We start from the raw sequence: 18,373 nt of genomic DNA on the forward strand, positions 1-18,373 counted from the left end.
GGGCGGCCGCGGCCGTCCCCAAGAGAGAGTGTGAGAGTGCTCGTACTCGTCGCTCCCGGCCAGGGCGCCCAGACGCCTGGCTTCCTGACCCCTTGGCTCGACCTACCCGGTGTCGAGGACCGTCTGCGTGCCTGGTCGGACGCCATCGGTCTCGATCTGGTGCACTACGGCACGGACGCCGACGCGGACGAGATCCGGGACACCGCGGTCGCCCAGCCGCTGCTCGTCGCCGCCGGACTCGTGTCCGGTGCGGCACTCGGTGACATGGCGAACATCGCCCCGGGTGCGGTCGCCGGGCACAGTGTCGGTGAGTTCACCGCCGCCGCCTTCGCGGGCGTCCTGGACGCCACCGCCGCGCTGACCCTCGTACGCAGGCGCGGGCTCGCGATGGCCGAGGCCGCCGCGATCACCGAGACCGGCATGTCGGCGCTGCTCGGCGGCGACCCGGAGGTCTCCGTCGCGCACCTGGAGAAGCTCGGTCTGACCCCGGCGAACATCAACGGCGCAGGGCAGATCGTCGCGGCCGGAACCCTGGAGCAGCTCGCCGCACTCAACGAGGACAAGCCCGAGGGCGTCCGCAAGGTCGTCGCCCTCAAGGTCGCCGGTGCCTTCCACACGCACCACATGGGCCCGGCGGTCGAGAAGCTGACCGAGGCCGCCGAGGAGCTCGCGCCCCTCGACCCGAAGTTCACCTACGTCTCCAACAAGGACGGGCAGGCCGTCGCGTCCGGCGAGGAGATCGTGGCGCGGCTGGTCGGGCAGGTCGCCAACCCGGTCCGCTGGGACCTGTGCATGGAGACGTTCAAGGAGCTCGGCGTCACCGCCCTCCTCGAGGTGTGCCCCGGCGGCACCCTGACCGGCCTGGCCAAGCGCGCCCTGCCCGGTGTGAAGACGCTGGCCCTCAAGACCCCCGACGACCTCGACGCGGCCCGCGAGCTCATCGCCGAGCACAGCTGAGTTAGGAGCCCACTGCGATGTCGAAGATCAAGCCCAGCAAGGGTGCCCCGTATGCGCGCATCCTCGGTGTCGGCGGCTACCGCCCGACCCGCGTGGTGCCCAACGAGGTGATCCTGGAGACGATCGACTCCTCCGACGAGTGGATCCGGTCGCGCTCGGGCATCGAGACCCGGCACTGGGCGGGCCCCGACGAGACCGTTGCCGCGATGTCCATCGAGGCCTCCGGCAAGGCGATCGCGGACGCGGGCATCTCTGCCGAGCAGATCGGCGCCGTGGTCGTCTCGACCGTCTCGCACTTCAGCCAGACCCCGGCCGTCGCCACCGAGATCGCCGACAAGCTGGGCACGAACAAGGCGGCCGCCTTCGACATCTCCGCCGGCTGCGCGGGCTTCGGCTACGGCCTGACGCTCGCCAAGGGCATGGTGGTGGAAGGTTCCGCCGAGTACGTGCTCGTGATCGGCGTGGAGCGGCTCAGCGACCTGACCGACCTGGAGGACCGGGCCACGGCCTTCCTGTTCGGCGACGGCGCGGGCGCGGTCGTGGTCGGCCCCTCTCAGGAGCCTGCGATCGGCCCGACCGTGTGGGGCTCCGAGGGCGACAAGTCGGAGACCATCAAGCAGACGATCCCCTGGGACCGTTTCCACTTCGGCGACCGGTCCGGACTCCCGCTCGACAGCCAGGGCAACATCAAGTTCCCGGCGATCACGCAGGAGGGCCAGGCGGTGTTCCGCTGGGCCGTGTTCGAGATGGCGAAGGTCGCTCAGCAGGCGCTGGACGCGGCCGGGATCAGCGCGGACGACTTGGACGTCTTCATCCCGCACCAGGCCAATGTGCGGATCATCGACTCGATGGTGAAGACTCTCAAGCTGCCGGAGCACGTCACGGTCGCCCGTGACATCCGCACCACCGGCAACACCTCGGCCGCCTCGATCCCGCTCGCGATGGAGCGGCTCCTGGCGACCGGCGAGGCGAAGAGCGGTGACACCGCGCTCGTCATCGGGTTCGGGGCGGGTCTCGTCTACGCCGCCACTGTCGTTACCCTCCCCTAGGCACTCCGTGCCGGATCATGCATCCGGTACCGGAAACGCCGCCAGCAACACCGCAGCAACCGTCTGGAACATCTAAGAAGGAGCGCCTGACATGGCCGCCACTGAGAAGGAGATCGTCGACGGTCTCGCCGAGATCGTGAACGAGATCGCCGGGATCCCCGTGGAGGACGTCCAGCTGGACAAGTCCTTCACCGACGACCTGGACGTCGACTCGCTGTCCATGGTCGAGGTCGTCGTCGCCGCCGAAGAGCGCTTCGACGTCAAGATCCCGGACGAGGACGTCAAGAACCTGAAGACCGTCGGGGATGCGACCAACTACATCCTCACGCACCAGGCCTGAGGCATTCACTAGCCTCCGGCTGTAATGCCCCGCCACCCGGCGGTGGCGCCGTCGAATCCCGTATCCGTTGGAGAAAGAATTCCCGTGAGCCCGACCAATCGCACCGTGGTCGTCACCGGTATCGGCGCAACCACACCGCTGGGTGGCGACGCAGCTTCGTTCTGGGAGGCCCTGGTCGCCGGCAAGTCCGGCGTCCGCCTCCTGGAGCAGGACTGGGCGGCCGAGCTGCCCGTCCGTATCGCGGCGCAGATCGCCGTCGAACCGGGCGAGATCATCCCCCGTCCACAGGCCCGCAAGCTGGACCGGTCCGCGCAGTTCGCGCTGATCGCCGCCAAGGAGGCCTGGAAGGACGCCGGTTTCACCGCCAGGGCCGGTGAGGACTCGTCCGCCGACCCCGACCGGGTCGGCGCCGTCATCGCCTCCGGCATCGGCGGTGTGACGACCCTGCTGGACCAGTACGACGTGCTCAAGGAGAAGGGCGTACGCCGTGTCTCCCCGCACACCGTGCCGATGCTGATGCCCAACTCGCCGGCCGCCAACGTCGGTATCGAGCTGGGTGCGCGGGCCGGTGTGCACACGCCCGTGTCGGCCTGCGCCTCCGGCGCCGAGGCCATCGGGTACGCCATCGAGATGATCCGCACCGGCCGTGCGGACGTCGTCGTGGCCGGCGGTACGGAGGCCGCGGTGCACCCGCTGCCGATCGCCGCGTTCGGCAACATGATGGCGATGTCCAAGAACAACGACGACCCCGAGGGTGCGTCGCGTCCCTACGACTCCGGCCGTGACGGCTTCGTCCTCGGTGAGGGCGCGGGCGTGATCGTCCTGGAGTCCGAGGAGCACGCGAAGGCGCGCGGGGCGCGCATCTACGCCGAGGCGGTCGGCCAGGGCATCTCGGCCGACGCGCACCACATCACGCAGCCGGAGCCGTCGGGCAACGGCATCGCGCACGCGCTGCAGAACCTGCTCGACAGCACGGATCTGAAGCCGGCCGAGATCGTGCACGTGAATGCTCACGCGACGTCGACGCCGCAGGGTGACGTGGCCGAGATCAAGGCGCTGCGGAAGGTGTTCGGCGACGACGTCGACCACATGGCCATCTCCGCGACCAAGTCGATGACCGGTCACCTGCTGGGTGGTGCCGGTGGTATCGAGACCGTCGCGTCGATCCTGGCGCTGGTGAACCGGACGGCTCCGCCGACCATCAACCTGAACGACCTCGATCCCGAGGTCAACGCGGATGTGGTGCGGGGGGAGGCCCGGCAGCTGCCCGAGGGGCGGATCGCCGCGCTGAACGACTCGTTCGGGTTCGGTGGGCACAACGTGGTGCTCGCGTTCAGGACCGTTTGAGGTTCCTTGCCGTGAGCGGCGTGTGGCCCGGACTCCTTGTCGGAGTTCGGGCCACAGTGCGTTTCGTTGTCGGCTGACCGCCGGTGGGGGCTGGTCGCGCAGTTCCCCGCGCCCCTAAAGGGGCGCTGCCGAGCGCCCTGCTTTTAGGGGCGCGGGGCTGTATTTGATATGCGGCTACCACCGCGTGGGCGCGACCAGCCAAGACGGCGCCGCAGTCGGCATGGCGCTCAGACCACCTGGTGGAGCCAGCGGACCGGGGCGCCCTCGCCCGCGTAGCGGAACGGCTCCAGTTCGTCGTCCCAGGGCTTGCCGAGGAGTTTGGCGATCTCCGCTTCCAGGTTGGTCTCGCCGCGCTGTGAGCGGGTCATCGCCGCCCTCAGGCGGTCCTCCGGGATCAGGATGTCGCCGTGGATTCCGGTGACCGCGTGGAAGATGCCGAGGTCGGGGGTGCAGCTGTAGCGCTCGCCCTCGGCCTTCGCGCAGGGCTCGGCCGTGACCTCGAAGCGGAGCAGGTGCCAGCCGCGCAGTGCGGACGCCAGCTTGGAGGCCGTACCGACCTCGCCCTGCCAGGAGAACTCGGAGCGCCAGGTGCCGGGGGCGGCCGGCTGGCGGATCCAGTCGAGGTTGACGCGCGTGCCGAGCACCCCGGCGACGGCCCACTCGACGTGCGGGCACAGCGCGCGCGGCGCGGAGTGCACGTACAGAACTCCACGTGTCGTCACCGGAACCTCCGGGCAGAGCGGGACATCTTGCTGGGTGGGCTGGCGGCAGTGGTACGACGGCCGCGTTGATGGCGAGGCTACCGTGCGGTGGCGCAAGGAGTGTGACGTACCGTCGGTCCCACTGCCAGGAAACCTCCGCCATTCACCCAGGGGGACGCTTGTACGGGGGTGGTCCGTTGCAGGGCGCGGGGCGGGAACTCCCGTGCGTTGTTATGAAGGGGGACGAACAGGCCGAAGGAGAGGACCGACGGAGTATGCGCAAGCAGCGACGTCGGCGTTCGCGTGCCCTGGCAGGCGCCGTCGCCGTCACCGCCGCGCTGGGGGTGGCCGGATGCGATGTCGTGGGGGGTTCCTCCGGCACGACCGGGCGCGAGAAGACCCGGGCCGCCCGGACCGTGCAGGTATGGGACCGCAGCCCGGCCTCGATCGCGGCCGTCGGCGACTCCATCACGCGTGGCTTCGACGCCTGCACGGTGCTCTCGGACTGCCCTGAGGTGTCCTGGGCGACCGGCACCAGCGACCAGGTGGACAGTCTGGCGGTACGGCTGCTGGGCCGGGCGAAGGCGGCCGACCACAGCTGGAACTACGCGGTGACGGGGGCCCGGATGGCCGACCTGTCCGGGCAGATGGCCGACGCGGTGGTCCGCAGGCCGCAGTTGGTGACGGTGATGGCGGGGGCGAACGACGCCTGCCGTACGTCGGTGCGGGCGATGACCTCGGTGGCCGACTTCCGTAGCGAGTTCGAGGACGCGCTGGGCACCCTGCGCAAGGCGCTGCCGAAGACGCAGGTGTACGTGTCCAGCGTGCCGAACCTGAAACGGCTGTGGTCGCAGGGGCGGGCCAACCCGCTGGGCAAGCAGATCTGGAAGCTGGGCATCTGCCCCTCCATGCTGGCCGACGCGGACGACCTGACCAGCGCGGCGACCGTGCGCCGGGACAAGGTGCAGCAGCGGGTCGAGGAGTACAACAAGGTGCTGGAGGAGGTCTGCGCCAAGGACCGGCGGTGCCGGTTCGACGGCGGGGCGGTGTACGCGTACCGCTTCGGGACCGACCAGTTGAGCCACTGGGACTGGTTCCATCCGAGCACCGACGGCCAGTCGAAGCTCGCGGCGATCGCCTACCGGGCCATCACCGCGAAGGACCCGGTGGACTAGACCCTTGGCTTAGGGTTTCCCCATGAACGAACTTTTCGGCACCCTTTCCGACGGCACCGCGGTGCACCGCTGGACGCTGGAGCGCGCGGGGACCCGGGTGCGGGTGCTGTCGTACGGCGGGATCGTGCAGTCGGTCGAGGTCCCGGACCGGGACAGGCGGACGGCGGACGTGGTGCTGGGGTTCGCCGGCCTGGACGGCTATCTGGAGAACCCCGGGCCGTACCTCGGCGCCCTGGTCGGCCGGTACGCCAACCGGATCGCCGGCGCCCGCTTCCCGCTGGACGGCGTGACCTATGCCCTGGAGCCGAACAACGGGCCCAACTCCCTGCACGGCGGCACCCGTGGTTTCGACAAGCGGGTGTGGGAGGTGGCGGCCGTCGAGCACGGGGTACGGCTGTCGCGGGTGAGTCCGCACGGGGAGGAGGGGTTCCCGGGGCGGCTGGAGGTCGCCGTGACGTACGCGCTGGACGACTCGGGCGCGCTGCACGTCTCCTACGAGGCGGTCACCGACGCGCCGACCGTCGTGAACCTCACCAACCACAGCTACTTCAACCTGGCGGGCTCCGGGAACGCGGGCGGCCAGGAGCTGCGGATCGCGGCCTCGCGCTACACGCCCGTCGACGGGGACCTGATCCCGACGGGGGCGCTGGAGGACGTCTCCGGCTCCCGTTTCGACTTCCGTACGGCCCGTAAGGTCGGCTCCGGCTACGACCACAACTTCGTCCTCGACAAGGGGGTGACGGACGCCCCGGTGGAGATCGCCGAGCTGTACGACCCCGCGTCCGGCCGCACCCTCACCGTGGCGACCACCGAACCCGGCATCCAGCTCTACACCGCCGAGCACCTGTCCGGCCCCTTCGCCCCCGGCGACGGTGTCGCCCTGGAGACCCAGCACTTCCCGGACTCCCCCAACCGCCCCGGGTTCCCGAGCACGCGGCTGGATCCGGGCGGGACCTACCGCTCGGAGACGGTGTACGGCTTCGGGGTGCGCGACTGACGCCACCGGCACGCAAGCCCCGGTCCAGGGGTCAGGTCCCGGACCGGGGCTGCTCAAGGGGGACTCGTCCCGGCTCCGACCTTAGCCGTGGCTGTGCGGCGACAGCCGGTCATCGGGCGCCGCGCCGCGATCTCGTACGAACCCTTCACAAACACCCGCGCCCCGTGCCCGGCCGGGCACGGCCTCAGCCGGCCACCGCCGCCACGACCTCCACCTCCACCATCGCCTCCGGCCGGAACAGCCGGGGCACCTCGAAGGTCATGCTCGTCGGCGGGGTACCGGCGAGGAACTCCCGGCGTACGGTGCCGTATTCGGCGAGCCGGGCGATGTCGGTCAGGTAGGTGCGGATGTTGATGACGTCGGCCAGGGTCGCGCCGTGGGCGCGGAGCAGGGCGGCGAGGCCCTCGAAGACGCCCCGGGTCTGCTCCGCGAGGGTCGCGCCCGCGGCGATCTGGCCGGAGACGAACAGCAGGGCGCTGCCGTCGGCGTGTTCGACGCGGGCGACCTGGGAGTAGTAGGGGCTCGCGGGCTGCGGCGCGTCGGCCGGGTTGTCCAGGGTGACCTTCACAGGGGTCCTTCCGGAGGGGGCCTTCAGGGGGTCCGGATGCGGGCGGCGGCCCGGCTGATGTCGGCCTGTGCGAGGGCGGGGTCGTCGGCGGCCCGGCGGTAGTCCGCCAGCACGGCTTCCAGGGCGGGCAGTCCCGTCGGCTTCGTCGCCGGCGTCAGGTCCTTGGCGGCGGTGCGGTTCCAGACGGTCAGGGGGTGCCCGGCGGCGAGGAGCCTGCGGGCCATGGGGGCGCCCATGTGTCCGAGGCCGAGAAACGCGATCTGTTCCATGCCGTCGACGCTAGGCGGGGTCGAGCGATGCGACAAGCGAATGTCTAGCATGGTAGGCATGCCGAATCAGCATTCCGGAGGCCCCGCAGGACCCGCCGGGGTGGTCGCCGCGCCGCCCGCCGTCGGCCTCCCCGACGTCTCCACCGTCTGGCTGCGGGTGTTCCTGGACGTCGCCCGGCACGGTTCGTTCACCGTGGCCGCGCGGACGCTCGGGTGGACGCAGTCGGCCGTGTCCCGGCAGATCTCCTCGCTGGAGGCGGCGCTGGGCGGCGGCCCGCTCTTCGACCGGCTGCCGCGCGGGGTACGGCTCACGGAGGCCGGGCGGGTGCTCGTCCCGCACGCCGAGGCCGTCACCGAGGCACTGCACGGCGCCGCCCGTGAGCTGACCGAGCTGCGTGAGGTGGCGGGCGGGCGGCTGCGGTTCGGGGCGTTCGCCACGGCCGACGCGGCGCTGGTGCCGCAGGCCCTGGCCGCGTTCCGGGCCCGGCACCCCGGTGTGCGGCTGACCCGCGAGGAGGGGATCACGCCCGGGCTCCTGAACCGCCTGGACTCCGGCCATCTGGACCTCGCCGTCGTCTCGACCACGGGCCGGGCCCCGCTGGAGCCGTACGAACTCCACCATCTCCTCGACGAGTCGCTGTACGTCGCCGTCCCCGCCGACCACCCGCTGGCTGGTGCCACCGGCCCGGTCCGGCTCGGCCGGCTCGCCGGTGCCGAGTGGATCTCCGGCAGCTCCCGCCCCGAGGGCACCCTCCTGGACGCGGCCCTGCGCCAGGGTTTCCGCCCGCACGTGACCCATGTCGTCGGCGAGTGGACCGCCAAGCTGGGCTACGTCGCCGCGGGCCTCGGCGTGACCCTGGTCCCGGCGCTGGCCGCCGCATCCGTACGCCAGGACGTCGCCCTGCTGCCGGTGCTCGACGAGGGCGCCCCGGCCCGGGCGGTGTACGCGGCCACGGCGCGCGGCCGGTCCCTGACCCCGGCCGCGGCGGCCTTCCTCGGGGCACTGCGGGAGGCGGCTGTCCGCATCCCGCGCTGGGGCCCCGGGGGCACCATGGCGTAGCCCCGTTCCGGCAGGCGATACTGCGGCCGTCCGGCACCACGCACCCCACTGCGACGGAAGGCCAACTCCCTTGAGTTCCCTACGCGTTCGGATCGGCGTCCTCGGAATCGTGCTGCTGGCCGGGGCGCTCGCGCCCACCGCGGCGCAGGCCGCGGCCGCCCCCTCCCCCACCGTCGAGGAGCAACGGCTGGACCAGGCGGTGCCCCAGGAGATACTCCGGCGGTCCGGGTTCGACGACGTGGCACCGGAGTTCGCACGAGCGCTGCAGAGCGCGCGCTCCTACACGCAGGCCCGGCAGGTCGTGAAACGGCAGGGGGCGGTGCTGTGGCGGCGGGCCGTGGACCGGGCGCAGGGGCGGGGGCCGGCCGAATCAAAAGGGCGCGAAGCGCTTCCTCACAAGGGTGGTGGCGGGCGGCAGGTGGGCCTGAGCCGGGACGACGACCGGCCGCTGTACTGGGCGCGGCTCGGGATGACCCGCCAGGTGCGCACCTGGGAGCCGGGGTTCGGGGTGAGTGAGAAGCAACGGGGTGACCTGCTCGACGTGTTGGAGCGGACCTCGCGCGGGCAGACCGACATCAGGTATCCCGGGAAGGGGATCCGCCGGATCCTCGTCACCGGGTTCGACCCGTTCACGCTGGACCGGGACATCCGGATCTCCAATCCGTCCGGGGCGACCGCGCTGGCCCTGGACGGGACGGTGATCGAGACCGACGAGGGGCCCGCGCGGGTCGAGACGGCCGTGTTCCCGGTGCGATGGGACGACTTCGCGGCGGGCACGGTGGAGCGGACCCTGCGGCCGTACCTGCCGAAGGTGGACCTGTTCACGACCGTGAGCCAGGGGCGGGTCGGGCGGTTCGACGTGGAGCGGACGAACGGGGCGTGGCGGGGCGGGTTCCCCGACAACGACAACATCGGCCGGACCGAGACCGTCCCGGTCACCGACCCGGCCTCGCAGCCGCAGTGGACGACCACCACGCTCCCGTACGCCGCGATCACGGCGGCGGACACGGGGCGGTTCCCGGTGTACGACCACACCGAGGTGACCGAGATCCCCGCGGGCGGGACCGAACCGGTCGTACGGGCGGACGGGCCGACCGCCGGGTCGACGGCGCGGGCCGGAGGGGGCGGGAACTACCTCTCCAACGAGATCGCCTACCGGGCCACCCTGCTGCGCGACCGCCTCGGGCTGCACGACACGCTTCCCGGCGGGCATGTGCACACGCCGGTACTGCAGTTCGGTGCCGGGAACACCACGGAGGTGACCGACCCGGAGTTCGTGCGGAACCGGGTGGACATCATCGACCAGGTGCGGGCGATCGTGACCGTGGCGGCGAACGCGTCCTTCAGGAGGTGACGGGTTCGCCGGCCCGGTCGTCCTCCTCGGCCGTCTCCTCGCCCAGCAGGTCACGGGCGAGGAGGGTGGCGCCCGCGACCGCGCCCGGCATCAGGAACACCGCGACGAACGGGACCAGGAAGGCCAGGCCCAGCGGGGTGCCGAAGCCCCACACCAGGGTCTTGCGGGAGCGCAGCAGGGTGAGCCGGGCGCGCAGGTCGACGCCCCGGCGCTGGAGGGCGACGGCGGCGAGTTCCTCGGTCAGGAAGAAGCCGGTCACGAGGAAGCCGACGACCGGTACGGCGGTCTGCCCGACGAAGGGCAGGAAGCCGAGGGCGAAGAGCAGGACGCCCCAGAGACCGGCGCGGACCAGGATGCGCAGGCTGTCGCGGGCCGAGATCCACAGCTCGTGCCAGAACGGCAGCCCGGACTCGGGCGCGGTGCCGTCGGGCGAGACGTCCGCGTCGACCTTCTCGGAGAGGTTCTCGTAGAACGGCTGGCCGATCAGCAGGGTCACCGCGGTGAAGGTGAGGACGGCGCCGAGGAGGCCGAGGGCGAACAGGACGGCGGTGAGGAAGCCGCGGAAGAGGCCGAGCCAGGGGCTGGACCAGTCGTCGGCGAACGGGGTGGCCCAGCCGACGAAGTCCTCCCCCCATATCGCGAGGGCCACCAGGGCCGCCGCGTAGAGGACGAGGGTGATCAGGCCGGGCAGCAGTCCGAAGCCGAACTGCCTGCCGTGCCGGCCGACCCATCGCTGGCCCTTGAGGAGATATCCGAAACCCGCCCCGAGATCACGCATGGCGAAAACTTTACCGGGGTTCGGACAGGGCACGGTGGGGGCCGTGAACAGCACGTCCGACCTCGGCATGCCCCGGTTGAGTCGAACGGGTACATCTCGCCGTACCGATCTCAGGAACCAGCAGCGGAGGTGCGTGCGCATCCTGCACCCGCCCCTGTTGCGGGATCGCCCGATGGGGTAGGTCGCCCGGGTGGGTAGGGCGTTGTTCACAGTGGCAGCTGCTTGCGGCGGCTCGGTTGAGGAGAACGGATGACGCAGGAGATCACCGTCCAGGGCACGGTCGCGGAGGGCTTCGAAGCGGTGCGCGAGGAGTTCGCCGCCTTCGTCGCCGGCGAACCGGCCGACTACGAGGGGCAGTTGTGTGCGTACGTCCGCGGCCGGCGGGTCGTCGACCTGTGGGCGGGCGAGGGGGCCGGCGGGGACTCCCTGTACGGCGTGTTCTCGTCCACCAAGGGGGCGGCGCACCTGGTCGTGGCGATGCTAGTGCAGGACGGCACGCTGGAACTGGACCGTAAGGTCACCTACTACTGGCCGGAGTTCGGCGCCGAGGGCAAGGGCACGCTGACCCTGCGGGATCTGCTCGCGCACCGGGCGGGCCTGGTCGGCACCGACACCGGGTTCAGCCCGCAGGAGCTGACCGACGACCGGGCGATGGCCGAACGCCTCGCCGACCAGCGGCCGTTCTGGCGCCCCGGCACGGCCTTCGGCTACCACGCCCTGGTGATCGGGGCACTCACCGGCGAGGTGGTACGGCGCGCGACCGGCCGTACGCTCCAGGACGTGTACGAGGAGCGGGTCCGGGCGCCGTACGGCCTCGACTTCTTCCTGGGTCTGCCGGCCGTGCACGAGCCGCGCTTCCGCACGACGCAGCCGATGCGGCCGACACCGGAGCAGGAGGCCCTGCTCGGCTCCCGCCCGTCCGGCCCGCAGACCCTTGCGGGGATCGCCTTCAACGGGCACGCGGCGGAACCCACGGACCTGGTGGCCCTCCCGAACGACCGGCTGGTCCGCGCCAAGGGCCCGGCCTCCTTCGGCGGGGTGGCGTCGGCGCGCGGCCTGGCCGGGATGTACGCGGCCCTGCTCAGCGAGGTCGACGGCAAGGCCCCACTGCTGAAGGAGGACACGGTGGCCGAGTTCGGCCAGTTCCACTCGGTGGGCTACGACCTGGTGGCCCGGGTCCACAAGTCGTACGGCCTGGGTTTCCAGGCGACGGCGGACACCTGGCACCCGTTCCTGGGCGCGGGCACGATCGGCCACAGCGGAGCAGCGGGCTCCCAGGCCTTCGCGGACCCGAGGAGCGGGGTCGCCTACGGCTACACGAGGCGAAGGTTCGCGTTCCCGGGAGGAGCGGCCCCGGAGAACGACCGGCTCGCGAAGGTCGTACACGAGGCGGCGCTGAACTTTTGAGGAGCGCTGCCTGAACGCGCCCCTTCAGGGGCGCGGGGAACTGCGCGAGCAACCACCCACGACCCGCACCCGGCAGACGAGAGGCCGCACCCCACGTCCAAGGGTGCGGCCTCCACACAGCGCAACGAGCACGACAGGACCGGCGTCACGCGCTGGCGTCAGAGCTTGACGATCATCTTGCCGGTGTTGTCGCCGCGCAGGACCCCGAGGAACGCCTCCACGTTGTTCTCGATGCCCTCGACGACCGTCTCGCGGTACTTCAGCTGCCCGGAGGCCACCCACGGGCCGACCTCGGCGACGAACTGCGGCTGCAGGTCGTAGTGGTCGCTGACCAGGAAGCCCTCGATCCGGCCGCGGGTCTGGATGAGACGCGCGAGGTTCTTCGGGCCGGGGACGGGCTCGGTGCTGTTGTAGACGGAGATCATGCCGCAGACCGCGATCCGGCCGTCCCGGTTGAGCTGGCCGATCGCGGCCTCCAGGTGGTCGCCGCCGACGTTGTCGAAGTAGACGTCCACACCGTCCGGCGCGGCGGCGCGCAGCTGCTCGCCGACCGGGCCGTTCTTGTAGTTGAAGGCGGCGTCGAAGCCGTACTCCTCGACCAGCAGCTTGACCTTCTCGTCGGAGCCGGCCGAGCCGATCACCCGGGAGGCACCCTTGAGCTTGGCGATCTGGCCGACCTGGCTGCCGACCGCGCCGGCCGCGCCGGAGACGAAGACGGAGTCGCCCTCCTTGAAGGAGGCGGTGCGCAGCAGGCCCGCGTAGGCGGTGAGGCCGGTCATGCCGAGGACGCCGAGGTACGTCGACAGGGGCGCGGCACCGGCGTCGACCTTGACCGCGTTCTTCGCGTCCACGACCGCGTACTCGCGCCAGCCGAGGAAGTGCAGGACGTGGTCGCCGGCCGCGATGCCCTCGGCGTTCGACTCGACGACCTCGCCGACCGCGCCGCCCTGCATGACCTTGCCCAGCTCGAAGGGGGCGACGTACGACTTCGCGGCACTCATCCGGCCGCGCATGTACGGGTCGACGGAGAGGTACTTGTTCCGTACCAGCACCTGCCCCTCACCCGGCGTGGGGACCTCCGCCTCGACCAAGGCGAAGTCCTCGGGCTTCGGCCAGCCGACGGGACGGCTCTGGAGGTGCCACTCGCGGTTGATCATGACATGCGCCTTTCCGAAATACTTCAGTATCTGAAACAACCATGCTCCTGAATATTTCAGGATGTCAAGTAACGCGGTACCCTGGAGTGCATGTCCACCCCACAGTCCAGCCCAGCGAAGACCCGCCGCCCCGACGCCCTGACGCTGGAGGTCGTCGAGCTCATCGGGGACGTCGTGGCCCGTTTCTACGCGGACTACGAGGAGGCGGCGGGCGAGCACACGCTCACCGGGGCGCAGGCACGGCTGCTCAGCCTGCTGTCGCTGGAGCCGCTGCCGATGCGGAAGCTGGCGCAGAAGCTGAAGTGCGAGCCGTCCAACGTGACGGGGATCGTGGACCGGCTGGAGGCACGCGGGCTCGTGGAGCGGCGGCCCGACCCGACCGACCGCCGGGTGAAGCTGGCCGCGGCGACGGACGAGGGCCGGCGGGTCGCCCGCGACCTGCGCGAGGGGCTGCGTTTCGCGCGCGAACCCCTGGCGGGACTGTCGGACGAGGAGCGGCTGTCGCTGCGGGATCTGCTGCGGCGGATGCTCGACGCATAAGGGGCCGCCCCCTAGGCCCGTCGAGCCCACCCCGGGGCGTCATGCGGGTGGGTGCGGAGCTGCGGAGTCACCCGCCGGCAGGGCAATGACATGGCCGGGGTCGATGGCCGGCAGGATGCGCCGGCCGGTCTCGCGCAACTGCCGTTGCTGCGCTTTGGTCAGCGAGTCGAAGACCAGGCGACGGACCTCCTCCACGTGGCCGGGCGCATCGGCCTGGACCTCGGCCCGCCCCTCGTCGGTCAGGATCGCGAGAGTGTGGCGCCCGGCGGGGGCCGGGGCACGGCGCAGCCAGCCGCGTTTCTCCAGGCGGGTCAACACGTTCGACAGCCGCGAGAGGCTGCTGGCGGTGTACTCCGCCAGTTCGCTTATCCGCAGGGTGTGCTCGGGCGCCTGGTCCAGCATGGCGAGCACCAGCCTCGGCGGTGATGGACGACAACGCCCGCCCGTCCCTCGACCTGGTCCCCGCCGAGGCGCACACCGCCTTGCGGTTCGGTGCCGATCGTCCAGGACGAGGTGGTCATCGGGGCCATCGCCATCGGTGGGTCCCTGAACCCGGCGGTGGACGACGAAGTCGCCGTCGCCGCTCTCAAGGCACTTTGAGGACACGGGCCGGCGTTCCCGCCCGCGCGGGACGCTGACCCCGTCCTCCGACGCCCGGCTTGGGGGCGCCTTCGGCGCAACCGGCGCCGGCCCCTCGGGGAGTTACGCGAACTGGCCGGGGCGGTAGTCGCCGGCCGGCTGCTGGAAGATGACGTTCAGCCGGTTGAAGGCGTTGATCGCGGCGATCGTCGCCACCAGCGCGACGAGTTCCTCCGAGTCGTAGTGCTTGGCGGCGTTCTCCCAGACCTCGTCCGGCACGCCGCCGGCCGCGTCGGCGATCCGGGTGCCCTGCTCGGCGAGTTCCAGGGCCGCGCGCTCGGCTTCGGTGAACACGGTGGCCTCACGCCAGGCGCCGACCATGTGGAGGCGCTGCTGGGTCTCGCCGGCGGCGGCCGCGTCCTTGGTGTGCATGTCGAGGCAGTAGCCGCAGCCGTTGATCTGGCTGGCGCGGATCTTCACGAGCTCCAGGGTGGAGTCGGGGATCGACGTCTCGTGGGCGACCTTGCCGGCGCCGACGAAGTGCTTGATCAGCTTGTTGGCGGTGGGGCTGGCGAAGAGGTTCAGACGGGCTTCCATGGTGTGCTCCCTGTGGTGTCTCTCAGTGGGTTACACACCTACGACGGAGTGGGCTCGTCGAATGTGACAGGTTTGCTGGATTTGCTTTGGTAGTGCTTCAGGTGCGGGTCGTGGTGGGTTGCTCGCGCCCACGCGGCAGAGCCGCACATCGATACAGCCCCGCGCCCCTTACGGGGCGCCTCAGCAGGCGCTTCTTTCAGGTGCACCACCACAAGAACCTGTTGCACGTCTGACTCGGTGACGGGGACGGGGCCGAGGTCGTCGGGTCTGCAGTCGGCGTCGAGGCCGCCGTGGTCGTCGGGGTCGTCGCCGGGGACGTCGCCGTGCCCGAGCCCGTTGTCGCCGACTGTGCCGACGTGTCCTTGGGGGACGCCGACGGGGAGTCGGACGCCTTGTCCTTCGAGGAGGAAGGGGAGGGCGAGGCGGAGGGGTCGGCGGAGGCGGAGTCCGCCGCACCGCTCGCGCCGGACGCGTCGTCCAGGGGCTGGGCCGTCGTACCCGGGGACGAGGTCGACGTACCGCCGTCGGTCGTGCTGCCACCGCCCGCGGCCACGTCCGGGGTCGTGAACGGTATGGCGTCCGTGCCGAGTTCCGCGAGGCTCAGGCCACCCGCCGCGAGCACGCACGCCGCGGCCACCAGCAGGACCCTGCGGCGCCGCCGGCGATGGGCCGCGGCCTTGCGGTCGCGACGGCTTCCGTCGGGCCCGGACGGCTCCTCGGGATCCTCTGCAGGGCTCTCGACGGCCTGCGCCCGGCCCCGACCGCCACGTCCGCGCGCCGCCCGTCGCCGCTCGGCCCGGCCACCCGTCGGCGGTTCGTCACCCGCGTCGCCCGCGTCGTCCGCAGCGTCCTCGGGGTCGTACCCGCCGTCCGCGAGCTCCGGCTCCGCGTACGGCGTTTCGCCGGGCGTGACCGGTACGGAGGTGGTCGCTTCCCGCGCGGACGCGCGTAGCGTCTCGGCGGCGGTGCCGCACCCCGGGCAGGCAAGGGCGCCGTTGAGGTGCCGTCGGCACGGGTGGCAGTAGTCCATGACGCGGGAAGACTAAGTTCCCCACGGGTCACATAACCAGCCACCCCTGTGAAGGTTCTGTGGGGGACCGAAAAACCTATCGCAAGCCTTGCCGAAACCGTTACCTGTTCGACCCATTGACACCCCCACCGCCCCGTCCTTACTGTCACGCCAGCATTTCGAACGCGTGACGAAATCTCGAACAGCTGAGGGGCAACTGCCGTGCGCATCACCGGAATCAGCACACACGTGGTCGGGACGCCGTGGCGCAACCTGACATACGTCCAGGTGCACACCGACGAAGGGATCACGGGAGTCGGCGAGACCCGGATGCTCGGTCACACCGACGCGCTGATCGGCTACCTGCGGGAGGCCGAGGCCAATCACATTCTCGGTTCGGACCCGTTCGCCGCGGAAGACCTCGTGCGCCGGATGAAGTACGGCGACTACGGCCGGGCGGGTGAGATCGTCATGTCCGGGATCGCCGTCGTCGAGATGGCCTGCTGGGACATCAAGGGCAAGGCCCTGGGCGTGCCCGTGTGGCAGCTGCTCGGCGGGAAGGTCACCGACAGGGTCAAGGCGTACGCCAACGGCTGGTACACGACCGAGCGGACCCCGGAGGCCTATCACAAGGCCGCCCAGCAGGTCGTGGAGCGCGGGTACAAGGCGCTGAAGATCGACCCGTTCGGCACCGGGCACTTCGAGCTGGACCACGAGCAGTCCCTGTACGCCGTGTCGCTCATCGAGGCCGTGCGGGACGCCATCGGACCGGACGCCGAGCTGATGCTGGAGATGCACGGACGTTTCTCGCCCTCCACCGCGGTACGGCTCGCGCGCGAGCTCGCGCCCTTCAAGCCGGCCTGGCTGGAGGAGCCCTGCCCGCCGGAGAACCTGAAGGCGCTGGAGAAGGTCGCCGCCAAGGTGGACATCCCGGTCGCCACCGGCGAGCGCATCCACGACCGCATCGAGTTCCGCGAGCTCTTCGAGAGCCAGGCCGTGGACGTCATCCAGCCGGACGTCGGCCATATCGGTGGTATCTGGGAGACCCGGAAGCTCGCCGCCACCGCCGAGACGCACTACGTCCTGGTCGCCCCGCACAACGTCGGCGGCTCCGTGCTGACCGCCGCCTCCCTCCAGGTCGGGTTCACCTCCCCGAACTTCAAGATCCTGGAGCACTTCAACGACTTCGCCGACGCCGAGATCAAGAAGGTCGTCAAGGGGGCGCCGGAGGTCGTGGACGGGTACTTCCACCTGTCCGACGCGCCGGGGCTCGGGGTCGAGTTCGACGCCGACGCGGCCGCCGAGTTCCCGCAGCAGCAGGCCCGGTTCGACCTCTGGGCCGAGGGCTGGGAGCAGCGCAAGCCGAAGGGGACGTCGAAGTGAGCTCCCAGGTCGTCGTGGAGGCGCCGGGTGCCCACCGGGTCGAGGCGCACACACCCCGCGAACCCGGTCCCGGCGAGGCGCTGGTCGCCGTGCACGCGGTCGGGATTTGCGGAAGCGACCGCGAGGTGTACCAGGGGAACCGGCCCGAGGGGTATGTGCGATACCCGTTGACGCCGGGGCACGAGTGGTCGGGAACCGTGACGGAGGTGGGCTCCGGGGTGCCGGCCTCGCTCGTCGGCCGCAAGGTCGTCGGCGAGGGGTTCCGCAACTGCCAGGTGTGCGACCGCTGCCACGCCGGCGAGACCACCCTGTGCACCGACGGTTACGAGGAGACCGGCTTCACGCAGCCGGGCGCCATGGCCGCCACCCTCACCCTGCCGGCCCGGCTGCTGCACGCCCTGCCCGACGACGCCGACCTCACGGCGGCCGCGCTCCTTGAGCCCGCCGCCTGTATCGCGGCGGCGGCGCTGAAGGGCAACGCCCAGCCGGGCGAGCGGGTCGCGGTGGTCGGCACCGGCACGCTGGGCATGTTCGCCGTGCAGTTCCTGCGCGCGATCTCGCCGAGTGAACTGCTGGTGGTCGGGACCCGGAACGACCGGGAGGCCCTGTCCCGGCAGTTCGGAGCCACCGACTTCCGCACCAGGGACCAGGAACTGCCCGACGACTTCGACGTCGTCATCGAGACCGCCGGGTCCGCGTCCGCCGCGCGCACCGCCGCCTCCCTGCTCAGGCGCGGCGGACGCCTGGTCCTGACCGGCATCCCGGCCGCCGGTGCCGAGGGTCTGGACCCGACCGACCTCGTCGTCCGGCAGCTGGAGGTGCACACCGTCTTCGGGGCACCGCCGGACGCCTGGGCGCACACGGTCCGGGTCTTCGGGGCCGGTCTCCTCGATCCGCTGCCACTGATCACGCACGAGCTGCCGCTGACCGAGTTCCCGCAGGCCATCGAGCTGGTGGGGACCGGTGATCCGAAGGTGGGCAAGGTGCTGCTCCGCCCCTAGTCGTACGCCGGTCGCGGCGTGCCCTGACCTCGCCGTGGCCGGCGTACCACCAAGTCTTTTCTCTGCCCCGAGCCGCGAACCTTGTCCGAAATACCGAACACGAAG

At 71.2% G+C, this 18,373-nt stretch carries 20 protein-coding genes and 1 pseudogene; 13 read left to right on the plus strand and 8 right to left on the minus strand.

Annotated elements, in window-relative coordinates:
* The first annotated feature begins 36 nt into the window (after positions 1-36).
* From ACFWPS_RS22925 to fabF, 4 genes are all read left to right on the plus strand, one after another.
* Positions 37-957, plus strand: coding sequence for an ACP S-malonyltransferase (locus ACFWPS_RS22925; protein WP_383707893.1), 921 nt, complete (start codon positions 37-39; stop codon positions 955-957).
* Between the two features lie 17 nt (positions 958-974).
* Positions 975-2,006 carry a ketoacyl-ACP synthase III gene (locus ACFWPS_RS22930; protein WP_383707895.1) on the plus strand — a complete coding sequence of 344 codons (1,032 nt, stop codon included), beginning with the start codon at positions 975-977 and terminating at the stop codon, positions 2,004-2,006.
* Positions 2,007-2,097: 91 nt separating this feature from the next.
* On the plus strand, positions 2,098-2,346 hold the full coding sequence (locus ACFWPS_RS22935) for an acyl carrier protein (RefSeq protein ID WP_351325400.1): 249 nt from the start codon (positions 2,098-2,100) through the stop codon (positions 2,344-2,346).
* 84 nt (positions 2,347-2,430) lie between these two features.
* Positions 2,431-3,693, plus strand: coding sequence for a beta-ketoacyl-ACP synthase II (gene fabF / locus ACFWPS_RS22940; RefSeq protein ID WP_383707897.1), 1,263 nt, complete (start codon positions 2,431-2,433; stop codon positions 3,691-3,693).
* 227 nt (positions 3,694-3,920) lie between these two features.
* Here the strand turns inward: fabF and ACFWPS_RS22945 are convergent, their stop codons facing one another.
* On the minus strand, positions 3,921-4,415 hold the full coding sequence (locus ACFWPS_RS22945) for a DUF3145 domain-containing protein (RefSeq protein WP_383707899.1): 495 nt from the start codon (positions 4,413-4,415) through the stop codon (positions 3,921-3,923).
* A gap of 254 nt (positions 4,416-4,669) precedes the next feature.
* On the opposite strand from ACFWPS_RS22945, the gene ACFWPS_RS22950 reads away from it, so the two are divergent.
* Both ACFWPS_RS22950 and ACFWPS_RS22955 read left to right on the plus strand, forming a co-directional pair.
* Positions 4,670-5,569, plus strand: a complete 900-nt coding sequence (locus ACFWPS_RS22950) for an SGNH/GDSL hydrolase family protein (protein ID WP_383707901.1) — start codon at positions 4,670-4,672, stop codon at positions 5,567-5,569.
* 22 nt (positions 5,570-5,591) lie between these two features.
* Complete coding sequence (locus ACFWPS_RS22955; protein ID WP_383707903.1) at positions 5,592-6,566, plus strand: aldose epimerase family protein; 975 nt, start codon at positions 5,592-5,594, stop codon at positions 6,564-6,566.
* A 184-nt stretch (positions 6,567-6,750) separates the two neighbouring features.
* On the opposite strand, the gene ACFWPS_RS22960 is transcribed toward ACFWPS_RS22955, so the two are convergent.
* Both ACFWPS_RS22960 and ACFWPS_RS22965 read right to left on the minus strand, forming a co-directional pair.
* Complete coding sequence (locus ACFWPS_RS22960) at positions 6,751-7,134, minus strand: RidA family protein (protein ID WP_383707905.1); 384 nt, start codon at positions 7,132-7,134, stop codon at positions 6,751-6,753.
* Between the two features lie 23 nt (positions 7,135-7,157).
* A complete protein-coding gene (locus ACFWPS_RS22965; RefSeq protein WP_383707907.1) occupies positions 7,158-7,403 on the minus strand; it encodes an NAD(P)-binding domain-containing protein in 246 nt (81 codons plus the stop codon).
* A gap of 49 nt (positions 7,404-7,452) precedes the next feature.
* Between ACFWPS_RS22965 and ACFWPS_RS22970 the strand changes: the two genes are divergently transcribed.
* Positions 7,453-8,463 (plus strand): LysR family transcriptional regulator, encoded by a 1,011-nt coding sequence (locus ACFWPS_RS22970; protein ID WP_383707967.1) that lies wholly within the window; start codon positions 7,453-7,455, stop codon positions 8,461-8,463.
* 70 nt (positions 8,464-8,533) lie between these two features.
* Positions 8,534-9,817, plus strand: a complete 1,284-nt coding sequence (locus tag ACFWPS_RS22975) for a pyroglutamyl peptidase (protein WP_383707909.1) — start codon at positions 8,534-8,536, stop codon at positions 9,815-9,817.
* Here ACFWPS_RS22975 and ACFWPS_RS22980 read toward each other — a convergent pair.
* Positions 9,807-10,595, minus strand: coding sequence for an EI24 domain-containing protein (locus ACFWPS_RS22980; protein WP_383707911.1), 789 nt, complete (start codon positions 10,593-10,595; stop codon positions 9,807-9,809). The two genes, ACFWPS_RS22975 and ACFWPS_RS22980, sit on opposite strands and share 11 nt — an antisense overlap.
* 249 nt (positions 10,596-10,844) lie before the next feature.
* On the opposite strand from ACFWPS_RS22980, the gene ACFWPS_RS22985 reads away from it, so the two are divergent.
* The gene (locus ACFWPS_RS22985; RefSeq protein WP_383707913.1) at positions 10,845-12,002 is read left to right on the plus strand and encodes a serine hydrolase domain-containing protein; all 1,158 of its coding nucleotides are present in this window, start codon (positions 10,845-10,847) and stop codon (positions 12,000-12,002) included.
* Between the two features lie 158 nt (positions 12,003-12,160).
* Here the strand turns inward: ACFWPS_RS22985 and ACFWPS_RS22990 are convergent, their stop codons facing one another.
* Complete coding sequence (locus tag ACFWPS_RS22990; protein WP_383707915.1) at positions 12,161-13,159, minus strand: NADP-dependent oxidoreductase; 999 nt, start codon at positions 13,157-13,159, stop codon at positions 12,161-12,163.
* A 90-nt stretch (positions 13,160-13,249) separates the two neighbouring features.
* Here ACFWPS_RS22990 and ACFWPS_RS22995 point away from each other — a divergent pair, with 90 nt between their 5' ends.
* Positions 13,250-13,699 (plus strand): MarR family winged helix-turn-helix transcriptional regulator, encoded by a 450-nt coding sequence (locus ACFWPS_RS22995; protein ID WP_383707917.1) that lies wholly within the window; start codon positions 13,250-13,252, stop codon positions 13,697-13,699.
* A 39-nt stretch (positions 13,700-13,738) separates the two neighbouring features.
* Here ACFWPS_RS22995 and ACFWPS_RS23000 read toward each other — a convergent pair whose 3' ends face one another.
* Complete coding sequence (locus ACFWPS_RS23000; RefSeq protein WP_383707919.1) at positions 13,739-14,101, minus strand: MarR family winged helix-turn-helix transcriptional regulator; 363 nt, start codon at positions 14,099-14,101, stop codon at positions 13,739-13,741.
* A 75-nt stretch (positions 14,102-14,176) separates the two neighbouring features.
* On the opposite strand from ACFWPS_RS23000, the pseudogene ACFWPS_RS23005 reads away from it, so the two are divergent.
* Positions 14,177-14,299 (plus strand): annotated as a pseudogene (locus tag ACFWPS_RS23005) (hypothetical protein); the annotation flags it as partial.
* A 102-nt stretch (positions 14,300-14,401) separates the two neighbouring features.
* On the opposite strand, the gene ACFWPS_RS23010 reads toward ACFWPS_RS23005, so the two are convergent.
* Complete coding sequence (locus ACFWPS_RS23010; protein ID WP_383707921.1) at positions 14,402-14,875, minus strand: carboxymuconolactone decarboxylase family protein; 474 nt, start codon at positions 14,873-14,875, stop codon at positions 14,402-14,404.
* Between the two features lie 196 nt (positions 14,876-15,071).
* Entirely contained in the window at positions 15,072-15,905 is an 834-nt protein-coding gene (locus ACFWPS_RS23015) for a hypothetical protein (RefSeq protein WP_383707923.1), read from the minus strand.
* Between the two features lie 201 nt (positions 15,906-16,106).
* Here ACFWPS_RS23015 and ACFWPS_RS23020 point away from each other — a divergent pair, with 201 nt between their 5' ends.
* Both ACFWPS_RS23020 and ACFWPS_RS23025 read left to right on the plus strand, forming a co-directional pair.
* Positions 16,107-17,267 (plus strand): mandelate racemase/muconate lactonizing enzyme family protein, encoded by a 1,161-nt coding sequence (locus ACFWPS_RS23020; RefSeq protein ID WP_383707925.1) that lies wholly within the window; start codon positions 16,107-16,109, stop codon positions 17,265-17,267.
* Positions 17,264-18,268 (plus strand): zinc-binding dehydrogenase, encoded by a 1,005-nt coding sequence (locus ACFWPS_RS23025; RefSeq protein ID WP_383707927.1) that lies wholly within the window; start codon positions 17,264-17,266, stop codon positions 18,266-18,268. The genes ACFWPS_RS23020 and ACFWPS_RS23025 overlap by 4 nt, the downstream gene beginning before the upstream one ends.
* The last annotated feature ends 105 nt before the right edge of the window (positions 18,269-18,373 follow it).

The sequence above is a fragment of the Streptomyces sp. NPDC058457 genome, assembly GCF_042720695.1.
GTDB lineage: Bacteria > Actinomycetota > Actinomycetes > Streptomycetales > Streptomycetaceae > Streptomyces.